Source organism: Saccharothrix sp. ALI-22-I, assembly GCF_001984175.1.
Classification (GTDB): Bacteria; Actinomycetota; Actinomycetes; order Mycobacteriales; family Pseudonocardiaceae; genus Actinosynnema.
This window is the reverse complement of record NZ_MTQP01000027.1, coordinates 1-25,169: the sequence shown is the minus strand read 5'-3', so window position 1 is coordinate 25,169 and position 25,169 is coordinate 1. Positions and strand designations below refer to the sequence as shown.

Sequence of the window (25,169 nt, the reverse complement as noted above, 5' to 3'; positions counted from 1 at the left end):
GCTGATGCTGCCGACAGACCGGTTGGTCCTCATCGACCTGGAGAACGTGGTCGGATTCCGCCCGAAACCTCGCACTCTGCGCGCTCGGGTCACCGCCCTGCTCAACGCCGCCGGACAACGCCATCACGCAGTGGCCGCCTACGCGGCCCACGACGCCGAGGACGATCCCACGGCCTCGGCGCTCGCCTGCCTGGGTGTCGCACCCCTTCGGGTGCCACCCGGCTCGGACGCCGCGGAAACCGCGTTGCTGGCCCACGCACAGCGGATGCGGGTCGAGGGGTGCGTGTTGTTCACGGTCTGCTCAGGTGATCGCGCTTTCACCGCGTTGGCCGACGATGAGTCCGCCCGCGTGAACGTGCTGATCTGGGAGGGACAACCAGTAAGCTCGAAACTCGAACAGGTGGCTGATCACGTTCACCGATTGCCCCGGCCGGGCGGCGAGGTTTCCGTCGCCGAGCCCGTGACGACCGCGGCGCTATCGCATGATGCGCATCCGGTGCCGTGTCACCACAATCGCCTCGTACGCCAACCGCTGGGCAGCTTGACCGCGGGACTGGTCACCGGCATCGGCCTCGCACTGGGACACCGCCTGGCCGACCGACTGCTGTCACGGCGAGGCAGGATCCCGCCCGGCCGGCGGTGAGCGGTCCTCCAGCGACATCAGCCGAGCCGTCAGCGACGCTCGCGGTCGGCCGGACTCGTGATGACCGGCATTCCGAGGCCGGCACGTCTCGCCGTGCTGTTATTGCGCGTGCGTTCCAGAGTGCGATCGAGACTGACGAGTTTCTTCTTGGCGTCGATGAGACTGACCTGGAGTCCTTGCACTTCGCCGAGCCAGTTGTTCATCTTGGCCTCGGTAATTCGGCCGGATAGATTGCGGATGATTTCCAGAAGTCGCGGACGTTGCGTCGGCGCAACCCCGCAGCATCGGGCACCCGACGTCCCGTTGACCGAAATGGTTCGGGACGTCCTTGGCCCTCCCGAGGTGCGCGATCCGATCAGCTTGTGGCCACGTTGACCAGGAGGAATCGGCTCGCGATGGCCCGGTAGCATTGATGCACATCCAGTTTCCAGGAGAGCGTTGATGACCCGACTGAGCCAGTCCGTTGACCGCGCCACCGCCCTGCTGAACGGCGCGGACCTCGCGGCCGACGCCACCGTGCGCGAACTGCTGACCGAGACCACGCAGCGCCGCAGCCTGGACTTGTCGGACCTGGCCCCGGCCGAGCAAGCTGCCCTGATCGCCGCTCGCTCGCAGGAGCTTCAGCCGTCCACCGAGGCGCTGGCCGAGCGAATCATCACCGCGGACAAGAAGGGCCGCCGGTTCATCGCCAAGTTCGGCATCGACCCGACCGGGGCCGAGGTGCACCTGGGGCACTCGGTGCCCATGCTCATCCTCAGCCGCTTCCAGCGGATGGGCCACCAGGTCGTGTTCATCGTCGGGGACATGACCGCCAAGATCGGCGACCCCTCCGGCCGCTCCGACGACCGCCCGGCCCTGACCGACGAGGACATCGCCCGCAACCTCACGACCTACCGCCAGCAGGTCACTCCGTTCTTCGACTTCGACCGCGCCCAGTTCCGCCACAACGGCGACTGGCTGCGGCAGATCACCCTGCCGAAGATCATCGAGATCATCTCGCAGATCCCGGTGTCGATGCCGCTCCAGCGCGAGGACTTCCGCAAGCGCCTTGACGCCGGACAAGGCCTGTCGCTGGCCGAACTGATGTACTCGGTCGTAATGGCACTGGACTCCGTGGAGACCAACTGCGACCTGGAGGTCGGCGGGATCGACCAGTTCCTCAACATGCAGATGTGCCGCAAGGTCATGGACGTCTGCGGTCAAACCCCCGAACTCGTGGTTGCCACCTCGCTGATCGAGGGCACGGACGGCACCGGGGCCAAGATGAGCAAGTCCAAGGGCAACTACGTGCCGCTGACCGCCCCGCCCGGCGAGATCTTCGGCAAGATCATGTCGGTACCCGACCGGCTCGTGGAGCCCTACTTCCGGGCGCTGTCGGAATGGCTGGACCCCGAACTCGCCATCACCAGCGAGCGTGTGGAGGCCGGGACGCTGCACCCGATGGATCTGAAGAAGGTCCTCGCCGGAGAGGTCACCGCCGCCATCCATGGCGTCGACGCGGCGATGAAGGCTCGCGAGGAGTTCGTCGCCCGCTTCTCCAAGCGCACCTTCGGCGAGGTCGAAGACCTGCCCACGATCCCCGACCTCAGCCAGCCCGTTACCGAGGTCGTCAAGGCCCTGGGCTTCGCCAAGAGCAACGGCGATGTCCGCCGCGTCGCCCAGCAGAACGGTCTCCGCCTCGTGGTCGAGTCGGAGGGCGGCCAAGAGCAGGTGACGCTGAGCGCCGACGAAACCCGCGAACCGCTGGCGACCCTGGTCAAGGACAAGCTCGACGGCCAGACCGGCGACTACTACCTCAAGGTCGGCCGCAAGCTCGCCCGCATCACCACCACCGCCTGATCCAGGCTGTGCAGGCTGTGGTGCTGGACCTGTTCGGCACCCTGGTCACCGCGCCCACTCCCGAGGAGCGCACCGGCGCGGCATCGCGGGTGGCGGCCGTGGTCGGCTGCGACACGACCCCCGAGGCGGGCCGTCACACCCGGTCCGCCTACCGCCCGCATGACCACCCATCGACGGGACGGGTCTGATCCAGCTCGCTTCGACAACCCTTCTGCTGCTGGGCGGTGACGACTTGGTCTCTCAAACGGTCAACGGTCAGCTTGCGGCACCTGGTGGATCGTCCGCTCACTGCGACGCGCCCCGGGTCGGCAGCGTCGTGATCTCCGCTGCATCATTCAGTTTGCCCTGCAAGCCGCCTACAACGTCGGCGACATCCTCACGGAGCCCAGCCTGGCGATCGTGCTGCACCGCGCCGGTCACGCCGACACCGCGCAGTGTCTGGTCGTCGACACCTCCGCCGTCGTGCAGCCCCGAGCTGTACTGCGGCGCGGAGTGCCTGTCGGTGTACGGATCACTGCTGTCCACCGCCGCGGTCGACGGAGACCGGGACACCGCGCGCATCCTGATCGGTGAAGCGTCGACATCGCCGCACGGCTCGGTGCCGACGGCAATCACCGGTTCACCGCGTTCGGGCCTACGGGGCGGGCTGTGCCGGATCAGCATTGCCCGAGTCCTCGGTACGGCGATGCCGTCAAAGCCGCACAACGGGTGAATCCGGGCGGCGTCTCGCTCGTCGAACGCCGTGCCCGCTACCGGTCGGACGTCGATGCCGCCACGTTCATCGTCGGGACGGGGTCGTGGTGGAGATTGAGCTGTGGAGATCCGGTGCGCCGTCCCCGGTCCGCCCTCGTGGCCGAGGCACGATGGCGTCATGGTGGGCGACAACGCGCAGGCGGCCCGGCACCTGGCAGGGCAGGCCTATCGGGTGGGTCGCGTGTCGGGTCGGCAATCGTGGCGTGAGGTCCCTGCGGTGGATCAGCCGTGGGAGGCTTGGCGGCCCACGCGGCCTTCCGGTTGGGTCCGAGTCGAGCACTCCCTGGCACGACGCGATGTCCGGTGAGCGGCCTGGTTGGCGTGAGCGCTCCGCCACCCTCGATGGCCAGACCGTGTTTGCCGTGGATTACCAGGTCTGCCGCCGCTGCCGGCTGGGCTGGGTCGAGCAGCCGTACACCGATCCGTACGTTCAGCGGTGTGGCCTGGCCGGTGCCGGTCTGGCCGCTCTGCGCATCGAACACCCCGGCCTGAGCTGGCACACCCTCGGCGGCCACTTCTCCGACTCGCGAGCATTCTGGACAGCCGTCGGCACCGGTGTCCCCGGCGGCTACGAGCGGCGCCCACTCTGCTCGCATGTCCGTCCGGGCTGATCAAGCCCAGGGCAGGTACTTGAGGATCATCGAGACGATCTGGTCGACCAGATCGTTCGTCGTGATCTGCGGGCTGTGGCCCATGAAGCGGTGACCAGCGCCATCCGCGGCCGTGCGGAGCAGGGCGGCGGCCGCGGATGGCGCCTCCTGTGCAACCTGCCGGAACCGTGCGAGCAGCTCCGCTGACGATGAAGGGCCGCGCGGACTCCGGCGCTCAGCCGGTGGAGATGCCCAGGCCCCTTCGCAATTCCTCGACAGCCAACCTACGGTGCGAGATCGCGTTCTTCTGCTCGCTGGACATCTCGGCGAAGGTGAGATCACCACCGTCGGGCACGAAGATGGAGTCGTACCCGAAGCCGCCGTCGCCGCGGCGCTCGGTGGTCAGTACCCCCGACAGCGTGCCGGTGAAGACCCTGACCCCGTCGGCGTCGGCGTAGCCCAGCGCGGTCGTCACCGTGGTGCTGCGGTCCTCGACGCCGGCCGCCATGTCGAGGATGCCCTGGACACCAACGGAGGACAGGAACCACGCGACGAGCGCGCCGGGCAGGCCGTTCCACGCCGTGAGGCTGAGGCCGGTGTTGTCCACCAACACCGGGCCGCGCAGCTTCGAGTACGCGTCCTGGGCCTTGCGCTGGACGACCTTTACGACGTCGAGGTCCTGGATTTCGATGAGGTCTTCCCTGACCGCGGCGACGTCGATGCCGAGGAGGGTGGCGTACTCGCGGGCTTTGCCTTCGTTGCCTGTAATGAGCGCGATGCGGTCGATCACCTGCTCGCCTTTCGAAAGGTAAGGGTCAATACCCGTCACCCGGAACCCGCTTTCTTGCAGCTCAGTCCGACGCGAAGGCGCGCTGGTCACGTCTACGGAACCCGCGCGTCCTCGACGTCCTTCAGCAGCACGTCCGGGTCGGGGATGCGGTAGGTCGTCAGCTTGGCCGCAAGCCAGGCTTGGTCGAAGGCCACACCGGTCTGCTGCTCGGCCACCGCGAGGCAGGTCGCCCTGAGCTTGCCGACCTCGAAGGTCACTTCGGCGGCCCATCCCGGTACGACCTCACCGGGATCGTCGGCGTCGGCACGCATGGGGTCGAAGCAGGCGGTGACCTTGCCGTCAGCGGCTTCGGTGATGCGGAACAGGCCGTTGACGTTCCAGTGCACGCTGAAGAAGGAGCCGCCGCCGGCCGACGCGCGGCGGGCAATCTCTGGGATGGTGCCGCTCCAGCCGTTGTTCTCCAGGGCGATGACGTGGTCCTGGTGCTCGAAGACCTGGACGTGGAAGTGGCCGCGGTCGTCCAGGGCGGCGTCTTCGGCCTCGACGGTGGTCATGGGCCGGCTACTGGCCGGGTCACCGCCGTAGGTACGGACGACTGCCTGCGTCGTGGAGCGCGTGATGACGGCGAAGGTCATCACGACGTCCTGGCGTTCGATCCAGTCGTAGGCGTCGGTCAACTGGTGCATGACGGGTCCTCGGCGGTGTCGCTTCCGGCGTAGGCGCTGGCGGCGATCTTGTCAGGGTTGGTGATGACGACGATGAAGGCGTCGCCCTGGGCGATGTTGGCCCGACGGTACTCCTGGCGCAGGGTGCCGCCCTGGCAGTTCTGCTCACGCAACGGGACTTCCTCGGTGCGGACGTTGGCCCACTGGCCGCCCTCGACCGCGGAGGCGAAGGCGTACTCGTCGCAACTGCCGTCCGGGAAGGTCTTGGTGAAGACGCTCGCGCCGCAGACGACGCCTCGCTTGGTCTGGTCGGTGCCGGGGGCATCCTTGTGGAGGATGGCGGGCTTGCCCTCGCCCCAGGCGAGCTGGATGTTGCGGGTGATGTAGGGCATCTTCACGGCGTCGAGCTTGACGACCTTGAGGTCGTCGCACAGCCGGTCCTTGAGGAGTTGGTCCGCGGTGCACTGGTCGGTGCGGGGCTTGACGGCCGGGGCCACGGCGTAGGCGGTGTCGGTCGATCCGCCGAGTTCGGGCAGGACGTCCTGCACGCCGTCGAGGAACTGGGGGCCGACGAGGATGACGACAGCTCCGAGGAACAGGAGGGGTAAGACGCTGGAGCGGGTCTTGGACATGGTTGGGCGAACTCCTTGCCGCAGCAACAGGGCATGGCAGCGTGGCGGATGGCGTGGCTGGCCGAGAGGTGTATCGAGCATGGTCACCCGAATGGTCCGGCCCAAGAACATCCGGTTCGTCGGGGTGGTGAGGCTGACATTGGGCGGCGTCGTGCTCGCGGGTTCGAGCACGAGCGCCCGGTCCGTTGTGCGAGCGCGGCTCGCGGATGCGGTCATGCGACCGGAGGAACGCGCCGCGTCGGGAGCGGCGCGTCCCTCCGGTCAGGAGGCCCCCAGCACGGCGACGGACGACCGCCGGTCGGCTGCCGCGTGCCGACCGGTCGCGGCCGTGGGAGGGCCGTCGGTGACCAGGTGCTGGTGGGCGGTGGTCCACACCGTGCACGGTGATCTCCGTGCACGGAGCTGGCCGGAGCACTGCCGGCAACGGCCGCGCTCGTCGAGGGTGTGCTGGTCGAGCAGAGCCCGCCACGCGGCGGTAAGGCGTGCGATCTCGGAGTCCGCCAAGGCCGCGCGGCATCGGAGATCACCCTCACCGACCAGGGTGTCGAGGTAGTTGAGGTGGTCGAACACGGCGTTGTGCATGGCCGTGAGCGGTGCTTCAGCCATTCGAGACCTCCTCGGTGGGCCAGGGCTGTTGCTGCGGTGTGGCCGGTGGCCACAGCTGCGGGTGCAGGTCGACCGGCACCAGGTCGGCGAGCCGGACTCCGACGGCGATCACCCGGTGCGCCGCGTCGTGGAATGGGGGACACGGCCACGACCGAGCCGAGCAGATCGGGCAAACGAGCTGTTGACCAGTGGACGGGAGGTGGGTGGTGAGTTCGTCGATGGTCGTCGCGATGCGACCGGCGGGGCTGTCGACTGCCACGACGACGGCGACGACATCGCGTGTCCCGTCCACGTCTCATGCCGCCACGTCGTGGCCGGTGAGTACCTGGTAGATCGGCAACCGGCGCCGACCGCCCAGCAGGTCGGCCACCAGGTCGTCGTAGCCGATGCACAGCTCTCCCAGCCGGTGCAGCGCGAGCTTCGCCGGATCACGCGCGGCCGGGTTGTCGTCCTCGGCCAGCAGCCGGGACCGAACCCACGCAGCGGCCAAGCGGTCGGCCAACTGCCCCAGGCTCTCGGTGTGCAGCAGCCGCGCACTGGACTCGCCGAATTGCCCGGCCGCCCAGACGTCGATCCGCTCGACCAGCACCGATCGGGTGACATCGTGGTCGTGGATCGCGCGGAGAGCCGCCGCGACCACGTGCTCGTCGCTGCGCGGATCGCTGAGGACGCGCTGGACCTCGGCGCGTGCCCGGTTCTCGGCACCCAGGTCCGCCGCCACCGCCAGCACCGAGTGCAGGCCGTTGACCTCGTGAGGACTGCTGAAGGCGCGAACCACCAGCGAGGCACGCGGGATGACGCCGGCTGCGGCGGCGTTCGCCGTTCCACCCTGCTCAAGCGCGATCTCCGTCATGCCACCAACCGTGCCCGCGATCCGCATTGCTGCAAATACCAGGAACCGGGGATGTCAAGGGGAGGATTCGGGGAGGGTTCCAATCCTCCCCTTTCGCGGAGCAGTACCCGTTCCGTCACGTTGCGTGTCACGATGGCCCTGGTCACACCCTCGAGAGGCTGGACCAGTGTCCACGGCAAACGATCAGCTGCGGCAGGCGCGGGAACGCACCGCCTCGCCGACGCAGCCCGGCGAATGCCTGTCCCGGCAAGAACTCGCCGACCTGGTCAACGCCTACATCTGACGTCACTACGAGCGGAAGGTCGAGCTCGACGCCAACTACATGGGCAAGCTCGAACGCGGCGACATCCGTTGGCCCGGAGCGCTGTACCGCGAGGCACTGCGTGTCACCCTCGGTGCTTCCAGCGACGCCGCGCTGGGCTTCAGCAACCGTCGCCGCACGGTGGTAAAGCTGGCGACCGTGGACCGAAAGCAATTCCTGCGCACCGCCGCCCTCGGCGTCGGCACCCTCGCGCTCGCCCCGGTCGCCGCCCTGTTGGAAGGCACCCAGCCGACTGCGGCTCCCGCCCGCGTCGGCCAGACCGAGATCGAGCAGATCCACACCGCGGCACGCGTGTTCGCCGGGTGGGACCACACCTACGGCGGCGGCCTGGCCCGCGAAACCGTCCTTGCCCAACTCCGGTTCTCCGCCGACCTGCTGGAAGCCAGCTATCCGGCCAGACTGCGCGGCCCTCCCCACAGCGCCGTGGGCTATCTCGTCCACACCTGCGCCTTCATGGCCTTCGGTGCCTGGCCAGCCACCTGCACGTGGATCACGAGCGCTTGTCGACTTTCGAACGCTTCTGCGTGAATACGCGTAGAAGGGTCGCGAGTCGACATTGGAGATTGGCTAGTGTCCGCCTATGAAATTCGACGGCTACAAGCTGCGTGACGAAATCCTGGACGACGTGTTCGCCGAGGCCGAGAGGGCGTTGGGGGCGCGGCTGGACCCGTCCGGCATCACCTACGGCACCCAGGGGGCGACGGTCGGCCTCCCCACGACTGCGGACACTTGGGTGCGCGTGGCGTGGAGTGCTCCGGAGAAGGTGCGCCTACAGGCGTGGACCGGCGGGGAGATCGCCTCGGCGGTCGTCGGTGTCAAGAAGCCTGAGCTGTATCGCTCGTACCGGTGGGTCGATCGGAACCGGTCGGTGGTGTGGCGCGCAGACGAGGTCGAGCTGATCAGGTCGAAGGCGGTCCACCCGACCGGGGTCATCGACAGCGATCCGGACCTTCCGGCGGGGTGGTGGGAGGGCTTGGCGTCGTCGTTGGTGGCTCTCGCGGGGTTCCCGACCCGGCGGGTGGGGATGCCGCAGGAGCACCTGACGCGCCGCATCAACCAGGTGTTCGGTGATGAGGGCGTGGCCACCGAGGTGGACGAGTGGACGACGGCCCACGCCGATGTCCACTGGGGCAACGTCACCGCGCCGGACTTTTACCTGCTGGATTGGGAGGACTGGGGACTGGGACCGCGAGGCCTGGACGCCGCGACGCTGTGGGTAGGCAGCCTGCTGGTGCCGGCCGTGGCCGACGTCGTGCAGAAGGTGTTCGCGGACGATCTCAATACCCGCTCGGGGCTGCTTGCTCAACTCCTGGTCTGCTCGAACGTCATCCGGATCAACTCTGGGAAGCCGACACCCAGTCCGCTGCTGGAGCCCGCTCGACGCGAAGCGGACCGCCTCCTGGACGCCCTTCGGTAGGCGGTCAATGGCGGGAGCACATCGAGGTCAACGGTCTACGGAACGGACCGGCGATCGAAGGTCGGCGTACATCAGTGAGATATCCGCTGAACGAACTGGACGGTGCCGCGCATTCATGGGACGGAACCTCGTCACGGGATTGCGCGGAGCGAACGGATCCACGAACCCGTCGGCCGCTGGAATCCGCTCCAGACTCAGACGCTCGGCGGTCGAAGTCGGCGTCGGCGTCGGTCATGCACTGCTACGATGACCGGGAATGTGACGGTGTTTGTAGGTGCGATATCAACCGACTCGGCGAAACTTCCAATCGTAGTCGCCGTGAGCATGAAGGAGTCCAGTGGAGTTCCGCCAGATTGAGCGTTCCGTCGATGCGTTCCAGCAGTCGGTGACCTCCGGGCAGATCGAGGCCATGTGCCGGCGGGCGTTCGGATCGAATACGTGTGTGACTTCGGCGGTTGAGCTCGGAAATGGGATGTACAACAACACGTACCGTGTCGACATCGAGGGGGATCGTCCGGTCATCCTCCGGGTCGCCCCGGAGTCGGCCCGGCAGTTTCGCATCGAGCAGGGGCTGATGCGCAATGAGCATGCGAGCGTGCCGTTTCTCGCGCCCATCGCGCCCATGATTCCGCGGACGCTCGCAGCGGACTTCACCCATGAGGTGATCGGCAGGGATTACTTGTTCCAGACGGTGCTCGACGGGGTTCCGGGTCCGGAAGCTATCGGACAGTACCCGCGCCCACAGTGGAGGTCCTTCTTCCGGCAGATGGGTGAGATCGCCCGCAGTATCCATGCCGTCCGAGGGGAACGCTTCGGCCCGGTGGCAGGTCCGTGGTACGACACGTGGAGCGAGGCTGTGATCGCCTTCTTTGCCGATCTCGCGGCCGATCTGGACGGTGCTGGTCTCGACTCTGCGGACGTGCGGGAGGTTGCGGCTGCCGCGGAGAGGTGGCGTGCTGTCCTGGACGAGGTCGCGGAGCCGCGGTTGCTCCACGGCGATCTGTGGACGGTCAACGTCATGATGGCATCCGGCGCGGCCGAGCCCACGATCAGCGGAGTGTTCGACAACGACCGGACATCGTGGGGCGACCCCGAGTCCGACTGGACGATCTTCATGGCGGCCAAGAATCCCGGCACGGAACGCGACGCGTTCTGGGAGACCTACGGGCCGCGGCCGTCCACGCCGGGCGCGGCCCGGCGGTCGCTGTTCTACCGGGCCAAGCACATCGGAGCTATCCGGCTGGAGCGACACCGATTGGGAAATGCCGACGCAGTCCCGGAAACGTACGAGCAGATGCGGAACGTACTCGACCAGCTCCGGGGGTGAGCCGCGTGAGGAGGCGCTCACGGCGCGGCACCGACTCCACGGTCCTGGGCCGCCCGCAACTCGGCGACGAACTGCACTTGTGATCGGATGTAGGCGCGCAGGTCGACATCGTGAAGCAGCACGGGCGGATGGGCGAGTAGAAGCGCACCGATGGCGACGAGGAATGTGCGGGTCGTGGCGTCGCTGCCTCGTTTCCTGCGTGGTGCCTGATAGAGCAGGTATGCCGCTTCAGCCCAGGCGATCGTCGCGTCTGCGGGGGTGGTGTGGTCGTGGGCGAGCAGGGCCATGGCGCTGTGGAAGATCGTCCGGCGGTCGGTTTCCGGTGCGCTGGCGATGTAGATCAGGTCGCCGTCGGTGACGATGCGGGAGGTGTCCCCGCCCCGCGCGGCGATCCGGGCGGCCATTTCGGCGGCGGCGTGGCGGGCGGCGTCAGCTCGCAGCAGACGCATCCCGTGCACCACGCGACCGTCCGGCAGGGTGACGCGGTTGCTGACGATGTCCGCACCCGGCGACTGGGCGAATCTCGCGGCTGCCAAGGCCCCGAACCGTCGCATGGTTCTGCTGGCCGGAGTCTCGGTGCCGCCCGTATAGGTCCGCGTGATCGAGTCCCAGTCAACGCCCTCCCTCAGGCGCTCGTGTTCCCCGATCCGGAAGAGATTCCGGTTGTCGTCGGCGATCGGCGTGCGGAACCGCTCCACATGGCCTGCGCCGTAGCGGCCGGTGGAATGTGGCATGGTCGCCGCGATTCGGTACCGCCAGTCCTCCGTCGCCTCGAACACCGTCGTGAACACCGCGCCGCGCTCGTCGACGTCGCGAGCCTCCGGCAGCTTCTCGCTCAGTATTTCGCGCAATGAGCGTGCCGCCGCGGCCTGCTCGTGGGCGAACTCGCGCAAAGTTCGCTGGGCCGACGGGTCGTTGGTGCGCAGGATGAGCCCAGGTGTCGGGAAGCACTCGGCCGTGATCGGCTGTGGGCCCGGCCGGGTCGTCGTGGGATTCATCGGTCGATCCAGGGGCTGTTCGGAGTGATGGGCTCGACCCGGATCCGGACCTGGCCGAGCAGGTGGTCCGCGTAGTCGTCGACGGACTCACGGTCGGGGCCGACCACGACGAAGCTTCCAAGCCGGGCGGCGTTGTCCTTCACCCCGCTCACTGCCTCTCCTATGGCTTTGCGTACACGGACGACCGGGACCCGAGGGCTGAGCTCGGGCAGTCCGCTCAGCGTGACAAGGCGCCCAGCCTGGTGGCTGACAAGGAACCGGACGGTGGCGTAGCTGCTGCGGGTCGGGGCGAGTCGGGCGGGGCGGCCCAGGGCCGTGTCGAGGCAGGCCGCCCATGGATCGATGCCGAGTGCGTGCTGGATGAGGACGCCGATCTGCCCGGCTCCGATACGGGCTCCGATCTCGATCACGACGCACCGGCCGTCCGGTGTCAGCATCACCTCGGTGTGTGCCGCCCCGTTGCGTATCCCGGCCGCAGCGATGGCCCGATTCACCTCTTGGCGCACGGCCCGCTGGACATCCGGAGGCAAGTGGGCTGGAAGTCCGTGGCCGAGTTCGACGCGGTGGGTTCCGGCGGTGACGGTTTTGCGGGTCAGGCACAGATGTGTACTCGCGCCGTTCTGGGTGATCGATTCGACGCTGTACTCGGTACCCTCGATGTACTCCTGAACCAGGACTCGTGCGTCGAGGAGCATCCCGTACATACCGCGTGGCTCCTGGGCGGCCTCGAACGCCGTGACCATCTCGGCCGCATCGCGTACGACGGTGACGCCCGCGGAGCCCGCGGCCTCCGCCGGTTTGACGACACAGGGAAAGGTGAGCCCGGTCGCGCACAGACCGAGCAGTTCGTCCTCCCGTTCGACAATATGGGTGCGGGGTGCGGTGACACCTCGCCGGACGAACTCGCGGACCATGTCGGCCTTGTTGCGGGCGGTCGTGGCCAGGGCCGGATCGTTTCCGGGCAAACCCAGCGCGGCGCAGACGTTGGCGACTAGTGGGGTGAGGTATTCGTTGGTGGTCAGCACCGCGTCGATGCCGACGCGACGGGCGTAGCCGATGACGTCATGCAAGGCCTGCTCGGGTTGGGAGAAGTGGGTGAGCAGCCAACCGGAGAGCGCCGTGCGGAGTTCGGCGCTGTATGTGGCGAACCGGTCGGGTTGGGTGACGACGTGGACCTGGTAACCGCAGGCGGTTGCGGCTTCGACCAGAGCGGCGGATTCAGGCCCTGCCGCCTCGATGACCAGGACACGAACTGTGGTCACGACAGGTAGTCCTCGCACTCGCCGGTGCGGTCAGTGTCGAGGGTGAAGCAGTGGAACCCTCCGCCGAACAGGCGCCGGTGCCGGTGCCGCACGGGGACGGGGGTGAAACCCTCGGCTTCGAGGGTCTTGAGCAGACCGGTGCAGTCTGCGTTGACCAGGACCGTGTCCTCGTTGACCGACAGCACGTTGAGGTCGATATAGGGGCTGGTGAGAACGAGGTCCTCGTCGTCGTATGCGGGGAACGCGCCAGGGTCGGGCTCGGGCGGAACGATGAACTTCCACGACCGGAGCTGCTCGGGCAGCATGTCCCGGATGCCTTCGTGGCGGGCCAGGAACACGCCGGGCCGGAGTGCCAAGAGCATGCTGTCGATGTGGTTGTCGGCCATCCGGTCGACCTGGTGGATGCGGTACCGGTCGGCAAGATGGCGCCGCAGCCAGTCGAGGGCCATCCGGTGGTTGTGGTGGGCGATGTTGACGACCAGGTCGCGGCCCAGTCGCAACACTTGGGCACCGTCGAGCATCATCTCGAAGCCGACGTCGTAGAGACTGGGCTGGGGGTCGGCGATCGGCTCGGTGGGGCCGCCCAGCGTGGTGGCGGTGTCGCGGGCGTAGGACAAGTCGAAGGACAGGTCGGTGAGCAGCGGCCGTGGCATCGTCGTCCACCGCGCACCGGCCTCGTAGTACCGGCGAAAGAGAGGAGCCAGCAGACGGGTCTCCAGGTAACGGGAGCGGATCGCCGGTGGCGTCTCGATGATCTCGTCGCCGAGGATGAGGGTGTTGTCGCGGATGTTCAGCGCCGGGGTCGGCGCGGCCTGCCAGCCCAGGCCGGCGATGGGTGCGGCGTTCGGCGGCAACGGCAGGGGCCGGTGCACAGTGACACCGACGGCTCTGAGCGTGGCAGCCAGGTTCTCGACATCGTCGTGTAGTTCCTCGGTGTAACGCCGCTTGATGTTCCAGTTCCTGGTCGTGCGGTCACCGTCTGCGGCGGCCAGACGGGGGTAAGCCCAGTCCGACCGGAACCCTGTCAGATTTTCGTGGTGGAACAGCTCGAAGGTCACGTCCCGATCGTGGGACAGGTAGTTCTCGGCGGAGCCGACGATGATCTCGCGCAGAGGCGTGAAGTCGTCGTGGCTGTGTAGCTGCATGGTGTCCTCATCTGCAGTGACGGGAGAGCGCCGCATCGGGGCGGCTTGGGCGGTTGCGGAAGATTGGCCAGCTGTAACACAGACATGCGCCGCTACCGCAGCGGTCGGCCGCCGTGGAAGCACGCGGTCGTCGAAGAAAGCGGGACGGTGCACTGTTCGCTGCATCGGCCAAGCGGCACTTGTCGGCCCCGACCGGTGCTAGAGAAAACTCGGCCGGTAGCCGTGAACGTCTGCCGTCCGTTCGGTTGCGCTGATTCCCGGTCATGGTGGTGACCGCGCCGATACCGCACACCGTGGCGTGATTCGCTAGGCCTGCTGGCGGTGGTTAGTGACCTCGGACGGTTTCGTGCGGGGCGTCTGCTGTCGAGGCTCGGGGCGAGCGTGTCCGCCTCGGACAACGGCGGGTGCTGTGGGTGTTCGACCGGAGGATCGCGTCCAGAAGCGCGGTGTCAGGGTGCCGGTGGGAGCGGTACGCCGATGCGGTCGCTGGCGCTGTAGGTGTCTGCGGGGATGGTCGCGAACCGTGCGTCGAGGCGGTTGAACATCGCCCTGCGGTCAGCGTCTGTGGCGTAGGCGATGCAGAAGAGGAACTGGGCGCGATTGACTTCGAGTGGGATGACCGGCATGGACACGATGACGCCGGTGCGGGTGTCAGGGGCGTAAGCGCAGCCGAGTTCGTCAACGGCTGCGAGAAACGTCTCGAAGTCGGGAACCGCCCAGGTGGGGGGCACGTGGTACTCCACCACCGATCGCTCCGGTATGGCTGTGACTCCCACGATGTGGTGGGCGATGACCTCGTAGATGTGCAGGGATCCCGACACCTGGGCGTTGACTTCGGTGAACACGACCTGCCCCTCGGGGGTGACGATCGCGTCCGCACTCAAATAACCGCGGTACCCGAACGCCCGGTATGCCTCGGCCAGCTGCGTTCCGCCGCGCAGGAGCCGTTCCCGGACACTGTTGTCCGTGCCGCGCAGTGGGACGACCTGACGGCTCAGGCGCCGCCCGACATAGTGCAGCGTCCCCATCTCAGTCGGCCGCGACCCGTGATCGGCAACATGATGCTCGGAATACACCGACCCCGTGTGCGGCGTGAACTTCTCGACTACGACCGGGAAACGACCGCGCGCGGACGCCCAATCCCAGCGCTGCGTCCAGTACGCCTCGATCGCGTTCGGGTCACGGCCGTCGAGTTGGTGAAGGTGGCGGGCCCCGACATGATCGACGGGGAGCGACATGTCACGCAACACGAGCTGATTGCCCACGCCCGCCCCATTGTGTGCCTGCTTCACCACGACTGCCCCGGTGACAGCCAGCAGGTCCGCTGTCGCGGCGACTGCCTCGTGCACGCTGTGGCACACCGAACCAGCGGGGATCGGCACGCCGGCGCCGGCTGCCAGTGCCCGAAAGGTTGCCTTGTTGTTGCCCAACTCGCCGCCGCCCTGTGAGAAGAAGCCGGCGCCGGGGAACCGGTCTTCGACGCCCAGAGCTGCGGCGAAGCGGGACACATGGGCCGATGGCCACAGGGCGAAGACCTCCTCGACCTGATCCAGGCCGACCTCGCCGAGTCTGTCGCGGACAGTGTGGACGAACCCCGCGTCGGTCAAGCTCTCCGGGTCGAGCAGGCGCCCACCATGGCGCCCGGCCGGAGGAACGATGATGTGCAGGCTCTGAGCGTCCACGCCCGTGAACGATGTCGCGTAGGCAAGAAACCGCCGGTCCGGCTCGTCGGACAGGACAATCACGTCTCCCTCGCGCGCGAACCACACGATGCGCTGCGTCCAGGCGCGCAGGTCTCCGCGGTTGCGGATGGCTGGGTCGATGTGGTTGCCGATGAGGATCTTCACCGAGGTACTCCAAGTCGACGGGTGCCCAATGCCGGTCCATATTCGGGAAAGGCGGGCGGCGGATAGTTACGAACGGAAGGTGGCGGGCAGCACATCGAACACACGCATGGTCGCGGTGCGGCGGCGGCGCGGCAGACCCGCCGCGCGTAGCGGTGCCGGGTGCGCCAGCAGACCCGACACCAACGCGCGCAAGGCGGCCTGGGCAGGCACCGTACCGATGCACGTGTGAGTGCCCCAGCCGTATCCGAGGTGCCGGTTGGGCGAACGGTCCAGCAACAGCCTGTCCGGGTGCGGGAACTGGTCAGGGTCGTGATTGGCGGCGGCGAACAAGGTCAGCACGGTCTCGCCCGCCCGTATCGCGATCTCACCGATCTTCGTGGGCGAGGTCGCGACGCGGCTCGTGCCCTGCACCGGCCCGTCGTAGCGCACCAACTCGTCGACACCGCTACGCAGCACCGCACCATTACGCATCCGCCCCAGGGCATCCGGGTGCCGTAGCAGAGTGTGCACGGCGTTGCCGATCGCGGCGGTCATCGTGCTGTAGCCGCCCTGGAACATCACGCGGGCCGTGTTGCGCACGTACAGGTCGTCGGTGTCGGACGCCGAGTCGGAGTGCTGCCGGACGTGCGACAGAAGCCCAGGCCGTTCGGAGTCTCGGAACCACGACTCCACCAGCGCATTCAACTCCTGCCGGGCTTTCCGTCCCGGCTCGGCCGTCTCCGGATCCAGGCCGGCGTCCATGCTCCGCATGATCGCGTCCGAGACAGAGGCGAAGGAACCGATGTCGGGTTCGTCGACGCCGAGTAGATCCGAGACCACCGCAACCGACAGCGGCGCCGCGATGTCCGCCATCACGTCGAACTCCGCCTGGTCGGCGAGCCTGTCGAAGACTTCGGTCAGCCGCCGTTGCGCCCGGCCTTCGATGGTCACGAGATCCTGTGCACGCAGCGCGTTCATGAACAGACTTCGCACACCCGCCTGCGCAGGCGGGTCAAGAGACTGCACGCTCAGGCCCGGCTCCGGCACCGCGGTACCCGTCCGCCGCCGGTCACGAGCGAAGCGCTCGTGATCTCGCAAGACAGCGACACAGTCGGCATACCGCGTTAAACACCAGGACTGCAATCCCTCATGCCAGAACACCGGGGTGGTGTCCCGCAGGCCCGCGAAGACCGGGTAGGGGTTCTCCAACGTGACCGGATCCAGCGGATCATAGACAGATAGGGACGGCATCAGCTCTCCCCACAGGGTCAGCGCGTTTTATCGGTCATTCGGGTCGAGCGGGGCCCGATGCACACCGGGCCCCGCCCGACGATCGAGATCAGTGGTCGTAGAACATGTCTGCCCCCTCTCCGAGCGCAAGTGTCCGGACCGTCTGCGCCAGCACCGCCGGCGCCCGATCCGTCCGAAGGTTCAAGAAAGCCGTATCCACCAACTGGGCAGTGCAATTAGCGGATCTGACTTCGGTGTTGTGTATAGGCGCGACGCTGACCTTCAAGCGGAACCGGCAGTGCTGCCCCGAACTGGCGCGCCAGCAATCCGGCGGCGAATTGATCACCGTCGGGACGTATGCTTCGAGCATATTCCGGGCGCAGGGCTATCCGCGTGTGTGCGACTCGCCTTACCGTTTGACTAAGCGGCGCGCCATGGCCATGGACGCGGACCGCATTCGCCACGTAGACACGCAACTCGCAGGCTGGCTTCATCTCGATACTTGGGCTGGTCAACGGCGAGTTGGGCAATCCATGTGGTGATCCTGAGTTCGCGGATGTCCCGCAGGAGCGTGTAGCCGTCCCACGACGTGACGTCGTGGCCGTATGCCATGCAGTAAGCGCGGTAGTCTTCGCTGCTTATCCACTCGAAACCGCGGTGGACAGCCGTCGACGTCAAGTCCCACTCGGGCGGACCGACGGAAAACCGTTCGAGGTCGAGTACGACCGTGACTTGGTCGTCCTCTGTGACGACGATGTTCCCGCCGTAGGCGTCGCCGTGGATCACGGCGACCGGAAGGCCGTCCGGCAGCCCCCTGATATACCGGTCTTCAAGTTCTGTCAAACGAGTCCGTAGCCAAGCGCGGTCATCGACGGTCAGCGTCCTCGCCTGGTCAATGCGTTGTGCTGTGCGCACGAAGGGAGTCAAAGGTTCGAGGAAATCCGGCGGTGAAAGGCTGTGCAATCGGCGTAGCGCTGCCGCGACTTCGGAATACCGTCCTGGACGATGGCGCGGGAGTTCACGCCAGATCGTCACGGCGGTCTCATCGATGACGATCGGCTCGGTCCACGGGTGCACCGCTGCGATGTCGTGTTCCAACAACCACTTCGCAACCTGGACTTCCTTGGCCGCGACGGCCTGCTGTCCAGGCCGGGCGACGCGTGCGACAAGCCCGTGAGGCAGGCGGAACAGCGCGTTTTCCCCTAGCCTCATGGGCTCGGCGTCCGCACCGTCCAGACCGGCCTGCCTGCATGCGGCGATCAGTACCGATCGGTACCCGTCGAGCGCTGCCACGGTCATCACGCCAGCACCGTATTGGTGATCCGGTGTCGGAGGTCGGGGACATCAGCGATGCGTTCGTGCGGCCGCGAGTAGCGGGCGAGTTCGCGCAGACAGTCTGACACCCGATTCGATCTGATCGACGCAGCCGCGTCGAGCGCACGGTTGCCGATCACTACGCCTTCGCGCGGGTCGCCCGTCGCCATGTGCAGGGTCGCCAGCTTGGTCTGGGATAGGACGCGTGATCGGGCGGCGATGCTGACGTGTCCGGAGACAGCAGTTTCGAACCTTTCCGCGGCGTCGGTCTTGACTCCTTGGAGTGAGAGGTCCATGAGCGCGTGCGCGGTGTCGCCCGCATGCTGCGAGGCATCGTAGTAAGCGAGCCACTTCGGGTCGGTATCGGACTGGCGGTCGGCGAAGAATTCGTCGGCGAGTGCTACCGAGCGCAGCGCTTCATGCCGCCGGCCCATCTTCGCGAGCGCTCGCCCCCGAACCGTGTGAAGCATCGCCCGAGTGGTCGGCGTAACACGGTCGGCGCGCACGAGCGCATACTCGATCCACGTCATCCCTTGATCGGGATGACCCGTATGGATGTCCTGTCGAGCCATCCTTGACAGGATCTCGGCGCGAAGCCCCCAATCTTCCGCCTCTTCGGCGCAGGCGAGTGCGAAACGGAGCGTTCGCCTCGAATCGTCGAAAGCGTAGGCGTCGAAGCACATGAACCCGTGGACCGAAGCCAGGTAAGCGACTGCGGAGAAGAGTTCTGGACGCAGAATCTCCGGATAGGTCGAGTCCAGCAGCCGCGCCGACCAACGCAGCTGCGCGAGGACCGTCTCCCGGGACAAGCCTCCACCATGCTCGGCGTCCCAGCTCTTGAAGACCCTGGCCGCCGTGTGGACCTGCTCGACCTCGGTCCTACCGATTCGGGTGGGTGGCACTGTGGCTTGGCTGGGCTCCAGGAACGCGTCCAGGGACCCGAGCGCCGCCAGTCCGACGCTGACGCCGGCGACGCGCAGGAACTGCTTGCGGTTCATGTCAGCAACCTTCACGGTTCGACGTCGGCTGTTGGAGAAGCCCAACGCTTCGTCGGTCGACACGCCGAGCACCGCGCGGAACGCCGCCCGGTAGTCCTCGTTTGGCCATCTGATGAGGCCGCGTTCGACCTTGCCGACGTAGTTTGCGTCGATTCCCTCTCTGCGATTGGCATGACGATAGACGTACTCGTTGACCAGCTCGGCGAGCTCCTGGCGGGACAGACACTCGCCGGGATGCGCGGGCGACTCGGTACGTTCCCGCGCCGCACGTAACGCCTCGTTCTCATTGCGCACGATGACCTCCGACGATGGTTCACCCTTGGCCATCGTCGCACGGACGGTAGCAACGCAGACACGGGCAAGGGAGGGATGCGAAGGGGGATGGTTCCGAAATTCCCCCTAGCGTCCCCTTGACATCCCGTGATCCGGGCGTTCTCAAGCCGCTGCGACGGGGCCACGGTTGAGTTGCGAACGACGTGGCGGCGTACCGATGCGGAGGCAACGCAGTGTGGGACTCGGGAGCATGCGCAGCACCAGCTGGCGCGTCGTGGAAGTTGCCCCGTACGGGACGGGCTGCACCCCGGAGGCGTCGCCCGACGTGCTCCATCACGGAAGAGGCTGAGGAGGGCAACAACTCTCGACAGCCTGCCCTTGGTCTTCAGCGAACATCAACGCCCGGCTCCCGGACAGCCAGATGAGCGTCTCCTTCAGGAGATCTCTGCTGGCTGTCGCGGGCCGTGCGGTTCGGATTGTCTATGCGAGCAATTCGATCCCATACGAGTGATGTTCCTCGCCGGTATCACGAACTGCACGATGCTCGTCGGAGGCTCACGCTCTGACCTTACGGTCAAGCGAGCCTCGCTCCTGGACGGACGAGGGCATGTCGAGCCCAAAACTCTCCCGCGGGCTCCATGCCCTCGTCCGGCCATCAGCGCCTAGTCGTCGGTACCCGGCGAGTCGAATTCAGCCCACTCGTACGCCCTTGATTCCGACACTCGATGCCGCCAGATTCCCGACTCCTCAGACCCATAGGGGGTGATGATGCACCGGATCGACTGCTTGATCGGCAACTGGATGTGGCTGTGCACCCGCGACGACACCACCGGCCGCATCCGGTTCGCCCCGGGCGCGACGAGCGTGGCTCTGGCCGGTGCACTGCTGGGTGAACAACTGCTGGCACACACGATGACGATCACGGGGGATGTGATCGTCCCGTTCAAGACGCGGCCCGCGGACCGGCCCGTCCACGGGACCGCATCGCATCCCGGGCGACACACCCTCCAACCGGTCGGGCACGTGGGGCCGGGCGGGCGCACTGCTGCGCGACTGGCCCCTGAGCCGGAGCCTTTGTTTCTCCGAGCCCTCGATCCGGCCTTGCGGGCGGACATCGCCGCCGTCCGCAAGGACAACCTGGTCCGCGCCGTCTACACGGAACTGACGTCGTCCTCGCTGCTGCGCGACCCGACGTTCGCGCTGGAGCACCTGGCCCAGGACGCGCTGCCGCGGTTGGGGCAGCGGATCGGGAAGTCCGACGGGATCGAGGTCGTCCTCGATCGTGTGGGGTGGCTGAGGCGGTGGCGGGACTACCGGCTGGTCGATCCGGACCACGCCGCCACGGTGACCGCGTCGTTGGGCGGGCGGCTGGCACGCGGTGACACCGGTATGGCCCCGCAGGAGACGTTGCTGTGCGCGCTGATCCGTGCCTGCGACATGGACCACCACGTCTTTCCCGGACTCGAACCCGACGCGTACTCACACCTCGACAGCATGATCTCGATCCAGCTGGGGCCGCCCGTACGCCGCCTGATCGAACTGGTCGGGCGCATGGCCGCCCGCGACGCGTTCACGATCTGACCCCGGTCGAGCCCCACCGACTCGACCCAAACCCTCCCGTGTGCACCAGCCTGCTCGCCGGCCGGGCAGCGGCATCCCTTCCCCCAAACCCCGGAGCCTGACATGTCCTCTCAACGCGGCCGAACCACCCCGTTCTTAGCCGGTCGGATCGGGTGGCCGATGCTGGTCGCCCTGGCCATGGTCGCCGTCACCCCGATGACCGTGGCGGTGGTGATCACCGTGACCGTGATCGCTCAGACCGGTGTCATCGCGATGCCGGCGGCGTTCGCGGTCGTGGCCGTGGTGCTGGCGCTGTTCGTCCCCGGCTACTTGAAGATGAGCCGGGAGATCGACAACCCGTCGGCGTTCTACGCCTTCATCGCGCGCGGCCTGCACCCCGCCGCGGGTGTCGCCGCCGCCCTGGTGGCGCTGGTGTCCTATTGGGCGCTGCTGGTCGGGTTGTTCGGTGTCATCGGGCAGGCCACCGCGCCGCTGGTGGAGCCGCTGGGTGTGCGGCCGCACTGGGCGGTGACCGCGGTGGTGGCGGTGTTGCTGGTCACCGGTTTGGCGTCGGTGAAGTTGTCGTTGCCGGGGGTGGTGGTGCTCGTCGCCCTGGTGTTGGACGTGGTGTGGATCGTGGTCACCGCCGTGGTGCTGATGGTCCACCCCGCCGAGGGCACCGCCGTGGCGGCCGGCGCGGTCCGCGCGTTCTCCTTCGGCGACGGTCCCGTCGTGTTGTTGTCCGCGCTGTTCGCGACCGTGTTGCCGGCGTTTCTGGGGTTCGTGGGATTCGAGACCACGGTCGTCTACCGGGACCGTGCCCGCGACGAGCGCACCGTGCCCCGCGCCACCGTCGTGGTGGTCGCGACGCTGGGGGTGCTGTACGTGTTGGGCGCGTTCGCGCCGATCGTCGCCACCGGCCCCGACGGTGTGGTCGCCGCGGCCCGCGAGCACGGCCCCGAACTGGTGTTCGTGTTGGCCGAAACCCATCTCGGGGCGGCGTGGGTCGCGTTCGGTCGGGTCCTGTTCGCCTTCGGCGTGGTGGCCGCGATGATCAGCTTCACCCTCACCGTGGCGCTGTACGCCTACGGCCTGGCCCGCGACGGGGTGTTGCCCAGCGCGGTCGGGCGCCTGTCACCGCGCACCCAGGCACCGGCCCGCGCGGCGATGGCGCTGCTCGTGCTCAACCTGCTGGCCATCGGTGGCGCCGCCTACCTCGGACTCGATCCGGTCGGGCACCTGCTGCTCGGTGGCGGAGCCGTCGGCGCGCTCGGTGTGCTGACGTTGCTGGCCGCCACCGCCGTGGCGATCGTGGTCCACCGGCGACGCACTCAGCCCGACCCGGACGATGCACCGGCGGCCCCCGCCGGGTTCGACGCCAAGCCTGAGTTCGATGGACCGGGCTACAGGGCCAAGGGCGACGGGTCCGCCGACGGCACGTCCGGGTCGGGCGGCGTCACCGCCGCCGATGGTGCGGGCCGCAAGTCCGCGGCCGGCACGCTGGCCGTGGTGGCGGCGGTGGCCCTGGTCGCGTTGCTGGTGCTGGGTGTGTGGCGTTTCGACGCGTTGCTGGACGGCCCGGTGATGTTGCTGCGGTGGTCCGTGCCGATCGGTTTCGTGGTGGTCGCCGCGACGGGCGTGGCGTACGGCCTGTGGCTGCGACGCAACAGGCCCAGGGTCTACGACAGGATCGGTGGCACCGGTCGCGGCACCCGTCCGGTCGACCACGGGGTCCGATCGTGAGCGGGAGCGGCGTCGTCCAGGCGCTCCTCCCCGACACGCCGGCCGTCGCCGACGTCGTCACCAAGGCCTTCTTCGCCACGGAGGTGGCGCGCCGGCTGGTTCCGGATCCGGCGCAGCGGCAGGACCCGCTTTGGGGTCACCTGCTGCTGACGATCCGGCACGCCCAGCGGCACGGCCACGTCGACGTGACCGCCGACCGCACCGCCGCCGCGGTCTGGATCCACCACGACAACCCCCGGTTGTCGCCCCCGATGCCGCCGGACTACGACCGGCGGCTGGCGGATTACTGCGGTCCGTACATCGACCGGTTCCGTGCCCTGGACCGACTGTTCGAGTCCTGCCATCCCCACGACACCCCGCACCACTACCTCGCACTGCTCGGCGTCGACCCCGCCCACCACCGGCAGGGCTACGGCACCAGGCTGTTGCTCCACCACCACACGGCGCTCGACCAGCGGGGCCTGGGCGCGTTCCTCGTCGCCACGAGTGTCGACGCCGCACGCCTCTACACGTCGTTGGGCTACCGGACCACTCGTGAGCTGCGCCTGCTCGACGACGGTCCCACGCTGTACGCGATGTGGCGGGACCCGGCCAGCGCCACAACCGGGGGCCGGCTTCCATGACGAGCCCCGCAGTCGCTCCACGTGCCACCACTCCACGCCACGACGGTGAGTCCACCCGGCCGGTGGTGACTTTCCACAATGGCCACCGTTGCACGGGGTATCGAACGGACGCGGGTTTCCAGGAGTGTGTACACGGTTACGTCCGGCGAATCGGCGTCCGGCGGCGGACGGCAGCCCTCCGCACAGCCGTGATCCAGGGTCGTGGGACCGATCGGGCACACGACACCGACGACGGCGCCCGAGGTTTCCGTGTCGCCGGCCCGGCGACACCGAGGGTCACCGGGTGGAAGACCGACACGGGCATGCCGCACTGATCGTTCGCCGAGTCCATAGCTGCCAACGGCATGCCCACACGTCCGGTCGATACCGGCGGCCGACGGAACGCACCACAGAACAGGGACATCAGGACACGATGCGTCGATCACTGATCGCAGCCACGACGTTGACCGCGCTGTTGACCGCGTGCGCTCAACAAGGAGGAACCACGAACGAGACCGTTTCCGCGACCGTGGTGAGCACGACCTCGACAGCGATCAAGCCCAGTTCGGGGCGGCCACGTGACGTCGAACTCGACGACAGGCTGGCGTGTGAACTGCTGTCGGCCGACCAGTTCCCCATGCTCGAGATCGACAGTGAAGGCCATACGACGGAAATCGAGGCCCTCAAGGCCACCGGTTGCACGTGGACGGTGACCGGCGCGTCCAACATCCTGGCTCCGGTGCTGCACGAGGACATCGGGGCGTGGATGGACGGCAAACGGATCGGGAAGGGCGAGTGGGTCGCCCCGGTGGCGGGGTTCCCCACCATCACCGTCGCCATTCCCGGCAGTCCGGACCGTTGCGACCTGATGGTCGGCACCACGGATAACCAGTACCTCGCGGTGGCGTTCTCGGTGAGCCCGGGTTTCCTGGACCGGTTCCCCACACCGTGCGACGGGGCACGGCAACTGGCAGAAGCGGCCATGCAGAACCTGATCGGATGACCGATCGCCGATGAGGATCGGCGACCAGCACGTCTGCCCGGTCACGACCCGCAGCTCGACGACCGGGCTCACTGCGGCCGGTCCCCGGTCGGAGCCGGCGGTGCCGGTGCCCGGCAGAGACAAACGGCGGAATACGAATGCGACAGCGGAACAACGTGAACACCACGCGACGAATCCTGCTCGGAACAGCGACCACACTCGTCGTGGTCGCGGCATGCGGCTCCGGTACCGACACGCCGGGGCACGACATGCCCGATCGCGGCGACACCGGTACCCGGACCACCGCACCGTCCCTGTCGGAGTCGACTTCCACACGTCCGCGTGCGGTCGATCTGGACGGCACGGCCCCCTGCGGCCTGCTCACCGATGGGCAGCTGCCCACGTTGAAGATCGACACGGCGGGACGGCCCGTGGACAGCGACTTCTACAAGACCACGGGCTGCTCGTGGACGGTCATCGGAGCCGGCAGCCATCTCGTTCCCGTGACCGTCGAGGGCATCTCCGCGTGGACGGACGGCAAGCGGGCCGGCCAGGCGGAGACGATCGATCCGGTGCTGGACTTCCCGGCCATCACGGTGACCCTGCCCAGCGACGAGGGCCGCTGCGACGTGATGGTCGACACCTCCGAGGGGCAATACCTGGTGGCGGCCTTTTCGGTGCTGCCGACGTACGAGGACCGGTTCCCCGCACCCTGCGACGGGGCCCGGAAGTTGGCGGAGGCGGCGATGGAGAACCTGCTGAAGTGACGGAACGACAACAACACCGATGCGCCGCCGTA

At 67.6% G+C, this 25,169-nt stretch carries 27 protein-coding genes; 12 read left to right on the top strand and 15 right to left on the bottom strand.

What is annotated here, in order from left to right; translation table 11 throughout:
• Positions 1–4 precede the first annotated feature (4 nt).
• Positions 5–643: a hypothetical protein gene (locus tag ALI22I_RS01865; RefSeq protein ID WP_077003837.1), complete on the top strand. Its 639-nt coding sequence runs from the start codon at positions 5–7 to the stop codon at positions 641–643.
• Positions 644–672: 29 nt separating this feature from the next.
• On the opposite strand, the gene ALI22I_RS50265 is transcribed toward ALI22I_RS01865, so the two are convergent.
• Entirely contained in the window at positions 673–846 is a 174-nt protein-coding gene (locus tag ALI22I_RS50265; RefSeq protein WP_179118056.1) for a hypothetical protein, read from the bottom strand.
• A gap of 238 nt (positions 847–1,084) precedes the next feature.
• Here ALI22I_RS50265 and tyrS point away from each other — a divergent pair, with 238 nt between their 5' ends.
• Positions 1,085–2,482 carry a tyrosine--tRNA ligase gene (gene tyrS / locus ALI22I_RS01860; protein WP_077003836.1) on the top strand — a complete coding sequence of 466 codons (1,398 nt, stop codon included), beginning with the start codon at positions 1,085–1,087 and terminating at the stop codon, positions 2,480–2,482.
• 8 nt (positions 2,483–2,490) lie between these two features.
• Positions 2,491–2,670, top strand: a complete 180-nt coding sequence (locus ALI22I_RS48445) for a hypothetical protein (RefSeq protein WP_143531889.1) — start codon at positions 2,491–2,493, stop codon at positions 2,668–2,670.
• Positions 2,671–2,767: 97 nt separating this feature from the next.
• Here ALI22I_RS48445 and ALI22I_RS01855 read toward each other — a convergent pair whose 3' ends face one another.
• Entirely contained in the window at positions 2,768–3,145 is a 378-nt protein-coding gene (locus ALI22I_RS01855; RefSeq protein ID WP_077003835.1) for a hypothetical protein, read from the bottom strand.
• A gap of 452 nt (positions 3,146–3,597) precedes the next feature.
• Between ALI22I_RS01855 and ALI22I_RS01850 the strand changes: the two genes are divergently transcribed.
• Positions 3,598–3,846 carry a hypothetical protein gene (locus ALI22I_RS01850; protein ID WP_202970564.1) on the top strand — a complete coding sequence of 83 codons (249 nt, stop codon included), beginning with the start codon at positions 3,598–3,600 and terminating at the stop codon, positions 3,844–3,846.
• Positions 3,847–4,060: 214 nt separating this feature from the next.
• Here the strand turns inward: ALI22I_RS01850 and ALI22I_RS01845 are convergent, their stop codons facing one another.
• From ALI22I_RS01845 to ALI22I_RS01820, 6 genes are all read right to left on the bottom strand, one after another.
• Positions 4,061–4,705: a non-canonical purine NTP pyrophosphatase gene (locus tag ALI22I_RS01845; RefSeq protein ID WP_238598012.1), complete on the bottom strand. Its 645-nt coding sequence runs from the start codon at positions 4,703–4,705 to the stop codon at positions 4,061–4,063.
• 2 nt (positions 4,706–4,707) lie between these two features.
• Positions 4,708–5,301 carry a DUF6461 domain-containing protein gene (locus tag ALI22I_RS01840; protein WP_077003833.1) on the bottom strand — a complete coding sequence of 198 codons (594 nt, stop codon included), beginning with the start codon at positions 5,299–5,301 and terminating at the stop codon, positions 4,708–4,710.
• Positions 5,289–5,912, bottom strand: coding sequence for a NucA/NucB deoxyribonuclease domain-containing protein (locus tag ALI22I_RS01835; RefSeq protein ID WP_077003832.1), 624 nt, complete (start codon positions 5,910–5,912; stop codon positions 5,289–5,291). The genes ALI22I_RS01840 and ALI22I_RS01835 overlap by 13 nt, the downstream gene beginning before the upstream one ends.
• Before the next feature lie 261 nt (positions 5,913–6,173).
• On the bottom strand, positions 6,174–6,518 hold the full coding sequence (locus ALI22I_RS01830; RefSeq protein ID WP_077003831.1) for a hypothetical protein: 345 nt from the start codon (positions 6,516–6,518) through the stop codon (positions 6,174–6,176).
• The gene (locus tag ALI22I_RS01825) at positions 6,511–6,810 is read right to left on the bottom strand and encodes a hypothetical protein (protein WP_077003830.1); all 300 of its coding nucleotides are present in this window, start codon (positions 6,808–6,810) and stop codon (positions 6,511–6,513) included. Before ALI22I_RS01825 ends, ALI22I_RS01830 begins: the two co-directional genes overlap by 8 nt.
• A 3-nt stretch (positions 6,811–6,813) precedes the next feature.
• The gene (locus ALI22I_RS01820; RefSeq protein ID WP_179118054.1) at positions 6,814–7,371 is read right to left on the bottom strand and encodes a DUF4254 domain-containing protein; all 558 of its coding nucleotides are present in this window, start codon (positions 7,369–7,371) and stop codon (positions 6,814–6,816) included.
• Positions 7,372–7,693: 322 nt separating this feature from the next.
• Between ALI22I_RS01820 and ALI22I_RS01815 the strand changes: the two genes are divergently transcribed.
• From ALI22I_RS01815 to ALI22I_RS01805, 3 genes are all read left to right on the top strand, one after another.
• Positions 7,694–8,221, top strand: coding sequence for a hypothetical protein (locus ALI22I_RS01815; protein ID WP_077003829.1), 528 nt, complete (start codon positions 7,694–7,696; stop codon positions 8,219–8,221).
• 52 nt (positions 8,222–8,273) lie between these two features.
• Entirely contained in the window at positions 8,274–9,110 is an 837-nt protein-coding gene (locus tag ALI22I_RS01810) for a hypothetical protein (protein ID WP_077003828.1), read from the top strand.
• Between the two features lie 337 nt (positions 9,111–9,447).
• On the top strand, positions 9,448–10,437 hold the full coding sequence (locus tag ALI22I_RS01805) for a phosphotransferase family protein (RefSeq protein WP_077003827.1): 990 nt from the start codon (positions 9,448–9,450) through the stop codon (positions 10,435–10,437).
• A 17-nt stretch (positions 10,438–10,454) separates the two neighbouring features.
• Here the strand turns inward: ALI22I_RS01805 and ALI22I_RS01800 are convergent, their stop codons facing one another.
• The 7 genes from ALI22I_RS01800 to ALI22I_RS01770 all read right to left on the bottom strand — a co-directional run bounded on the left by ALI22I_RS01800 (position 10,455) and on the right by ALI22I_RS01770 (position 19,537).
• Positions 10,455–11,435 carry a hypothetical protein gene (locus ALI22I_RS01800; protein ID WP_077003826.1) on the bottom strand — a complete coding sequence of 327 codons (981 nt, stop codon included), beginning with the start codon at positions 11,433–11,435 and terminating at the stop codon, positions 10,455–10,457.
• The gene (locus ALI22I_RS01795) at positions 11,432–12,697 is read right to left on the bottom strand and encodes an ATP-grasp domain-containing protein (protein ID WP_077003825.1); all 1,266 of its coding nucleotides are present in this window, start codon (positions 12,695–12,697) and stop codon (positions 11,432–11,434) included. Before ALI22I_RS01795 ends, ALI22I_RS01800 begins: the two co-directional genes overlap by 4 nt.
• Complete coding sequence (locus ALI22I_RS01790; protein WP_077003824.1) at positions 12,694–13,842, bottom strand: glycine amidinotransferase; 1,149 nt, start codon at positions 13,840–13,842, stop codon at positions 12,694–12,696. Before ALI22I_RS01790 ends, ALI22I_RS01795 begins: the two co-directional genes overlap by 4 nt.
• Positions 13,843–14,291: 449 nt before the next feature.
• Entirely contained in the window at positions 14,292–15,689 is a 1,398-nt protein-coding gene (locus tag ALI22I_RS01785; RefSeq protein ID WP_077003823.1) for a hypothetical protein, read from the bottom strand.
• Between the two features lie 66 nt (positions 15,690–15,755).
• Positions 15,756–16,919: a cytochrome P450 gene (locus ALI22I_RS01780; RefSeq protein WP_143531888.1), complete on the bottom strand. Its 1,164-nt coding sequence runs from the start codon at positions 16,917–16,919 to the stop codon at positions 15,756–15,758.
• A 399-nt stretch (positions 16,920–17,318) separates the two neighbouring features.
• Entirely contained in the window at positions 17,319–18,197 is an 879-nt protein-coding gene (locus ALI22I_RS01775) for an aminoglycoside phosphotransferase family protein (RefSeq protein WP_077003851.1), read from the bottom strand.
• A complete protein-coding gene (locus ALI22I_RS01770; RefSeq protein WP_202970563.1) occupies positions 18,197–19,537 on the bottom strand; it encodes a helix-turn-helix domain-containing protein in 1,341 nt (446 codons plus the stop codon). The genes ALI22I_RS01775 and ALI22I_RS01770 overlap by 1 nt, the downstream gene beginning before the upstream one ends.
• A gap of 711 nt (positions 19,538–20,248) precedes the next feature.
• Between ALI22I_RS01770 and ALI22I_RS01765 the strand changes: the two genes are divergently transcribed.
• From ALI22I_RS01765 to ALI22I_RS01745, 5 genes are all read left to right on the top strand, one after another.
• Positions 20,249–21,064: a GPP34 family phosphoprotein gene (locus ALI22I_RS01765; RefSeq protein ID WP_077003821.1), complete on the top strand. Its 816-nt coding sequence runs from the start codon at positions 20,249–20,251 to the stop codon at positions 21,062–21,064.
• A 159-nt stretch (positions 21,065–21,223) separates the two neighbouring features.
• The gene (locus ALI22I_RS01760) at positions 21,224–22,786 is read left to right on the top strand and encodes an amino acid permease (protein WP_077003820.1); all 1,563 of its coding nucleotides are present in this window, start codon (positions 21,224–21,226) and stop codon (positions 22,784–22,786) included.
• A complete protein-coding gene (locus ALI22I_RS01755; RefSeq protein ID WP_077003819.1) occupies positions 22,783–23,409 on the top strand; it encodes a GNAT family N-acetyltransferase in 627 nt (208 codons plus the stop codon). The genes ALI22I_RS01760 and ALI22I_RS01755 overlap by 4 nt, the downstream gene beginning before the upstream one ends.
• A 412-nt stretch (positions 23,410–23,821) precedes the next feature.
• Positions 23,822–24,391 carry a DUF3558 domain-containing protein gene (locus ALI22I_RS01750; protein ID WP_077003818.1) on the top strand — a complete coding sequence of 190 codons (570 nt, stop codon included), beginning with the start codon at positions 23,822–23,824 and terminating at the stop codon, positions 24,389–24,391.
• A 137-nt stretch (positions 24,392–24,528) separates the two neighbouring features.
• Entirely contained in the window at positions 24,529–25,137 is a 609-nt protein-coding gene (locus ALI22I_RS01745; protein WP_077003817.1) for a DUF3558 domain-containing protein, read from the top strand.
• The last annotated feature ends 32 nt before the right edge of the window (positions 25,138–25,169 follow it).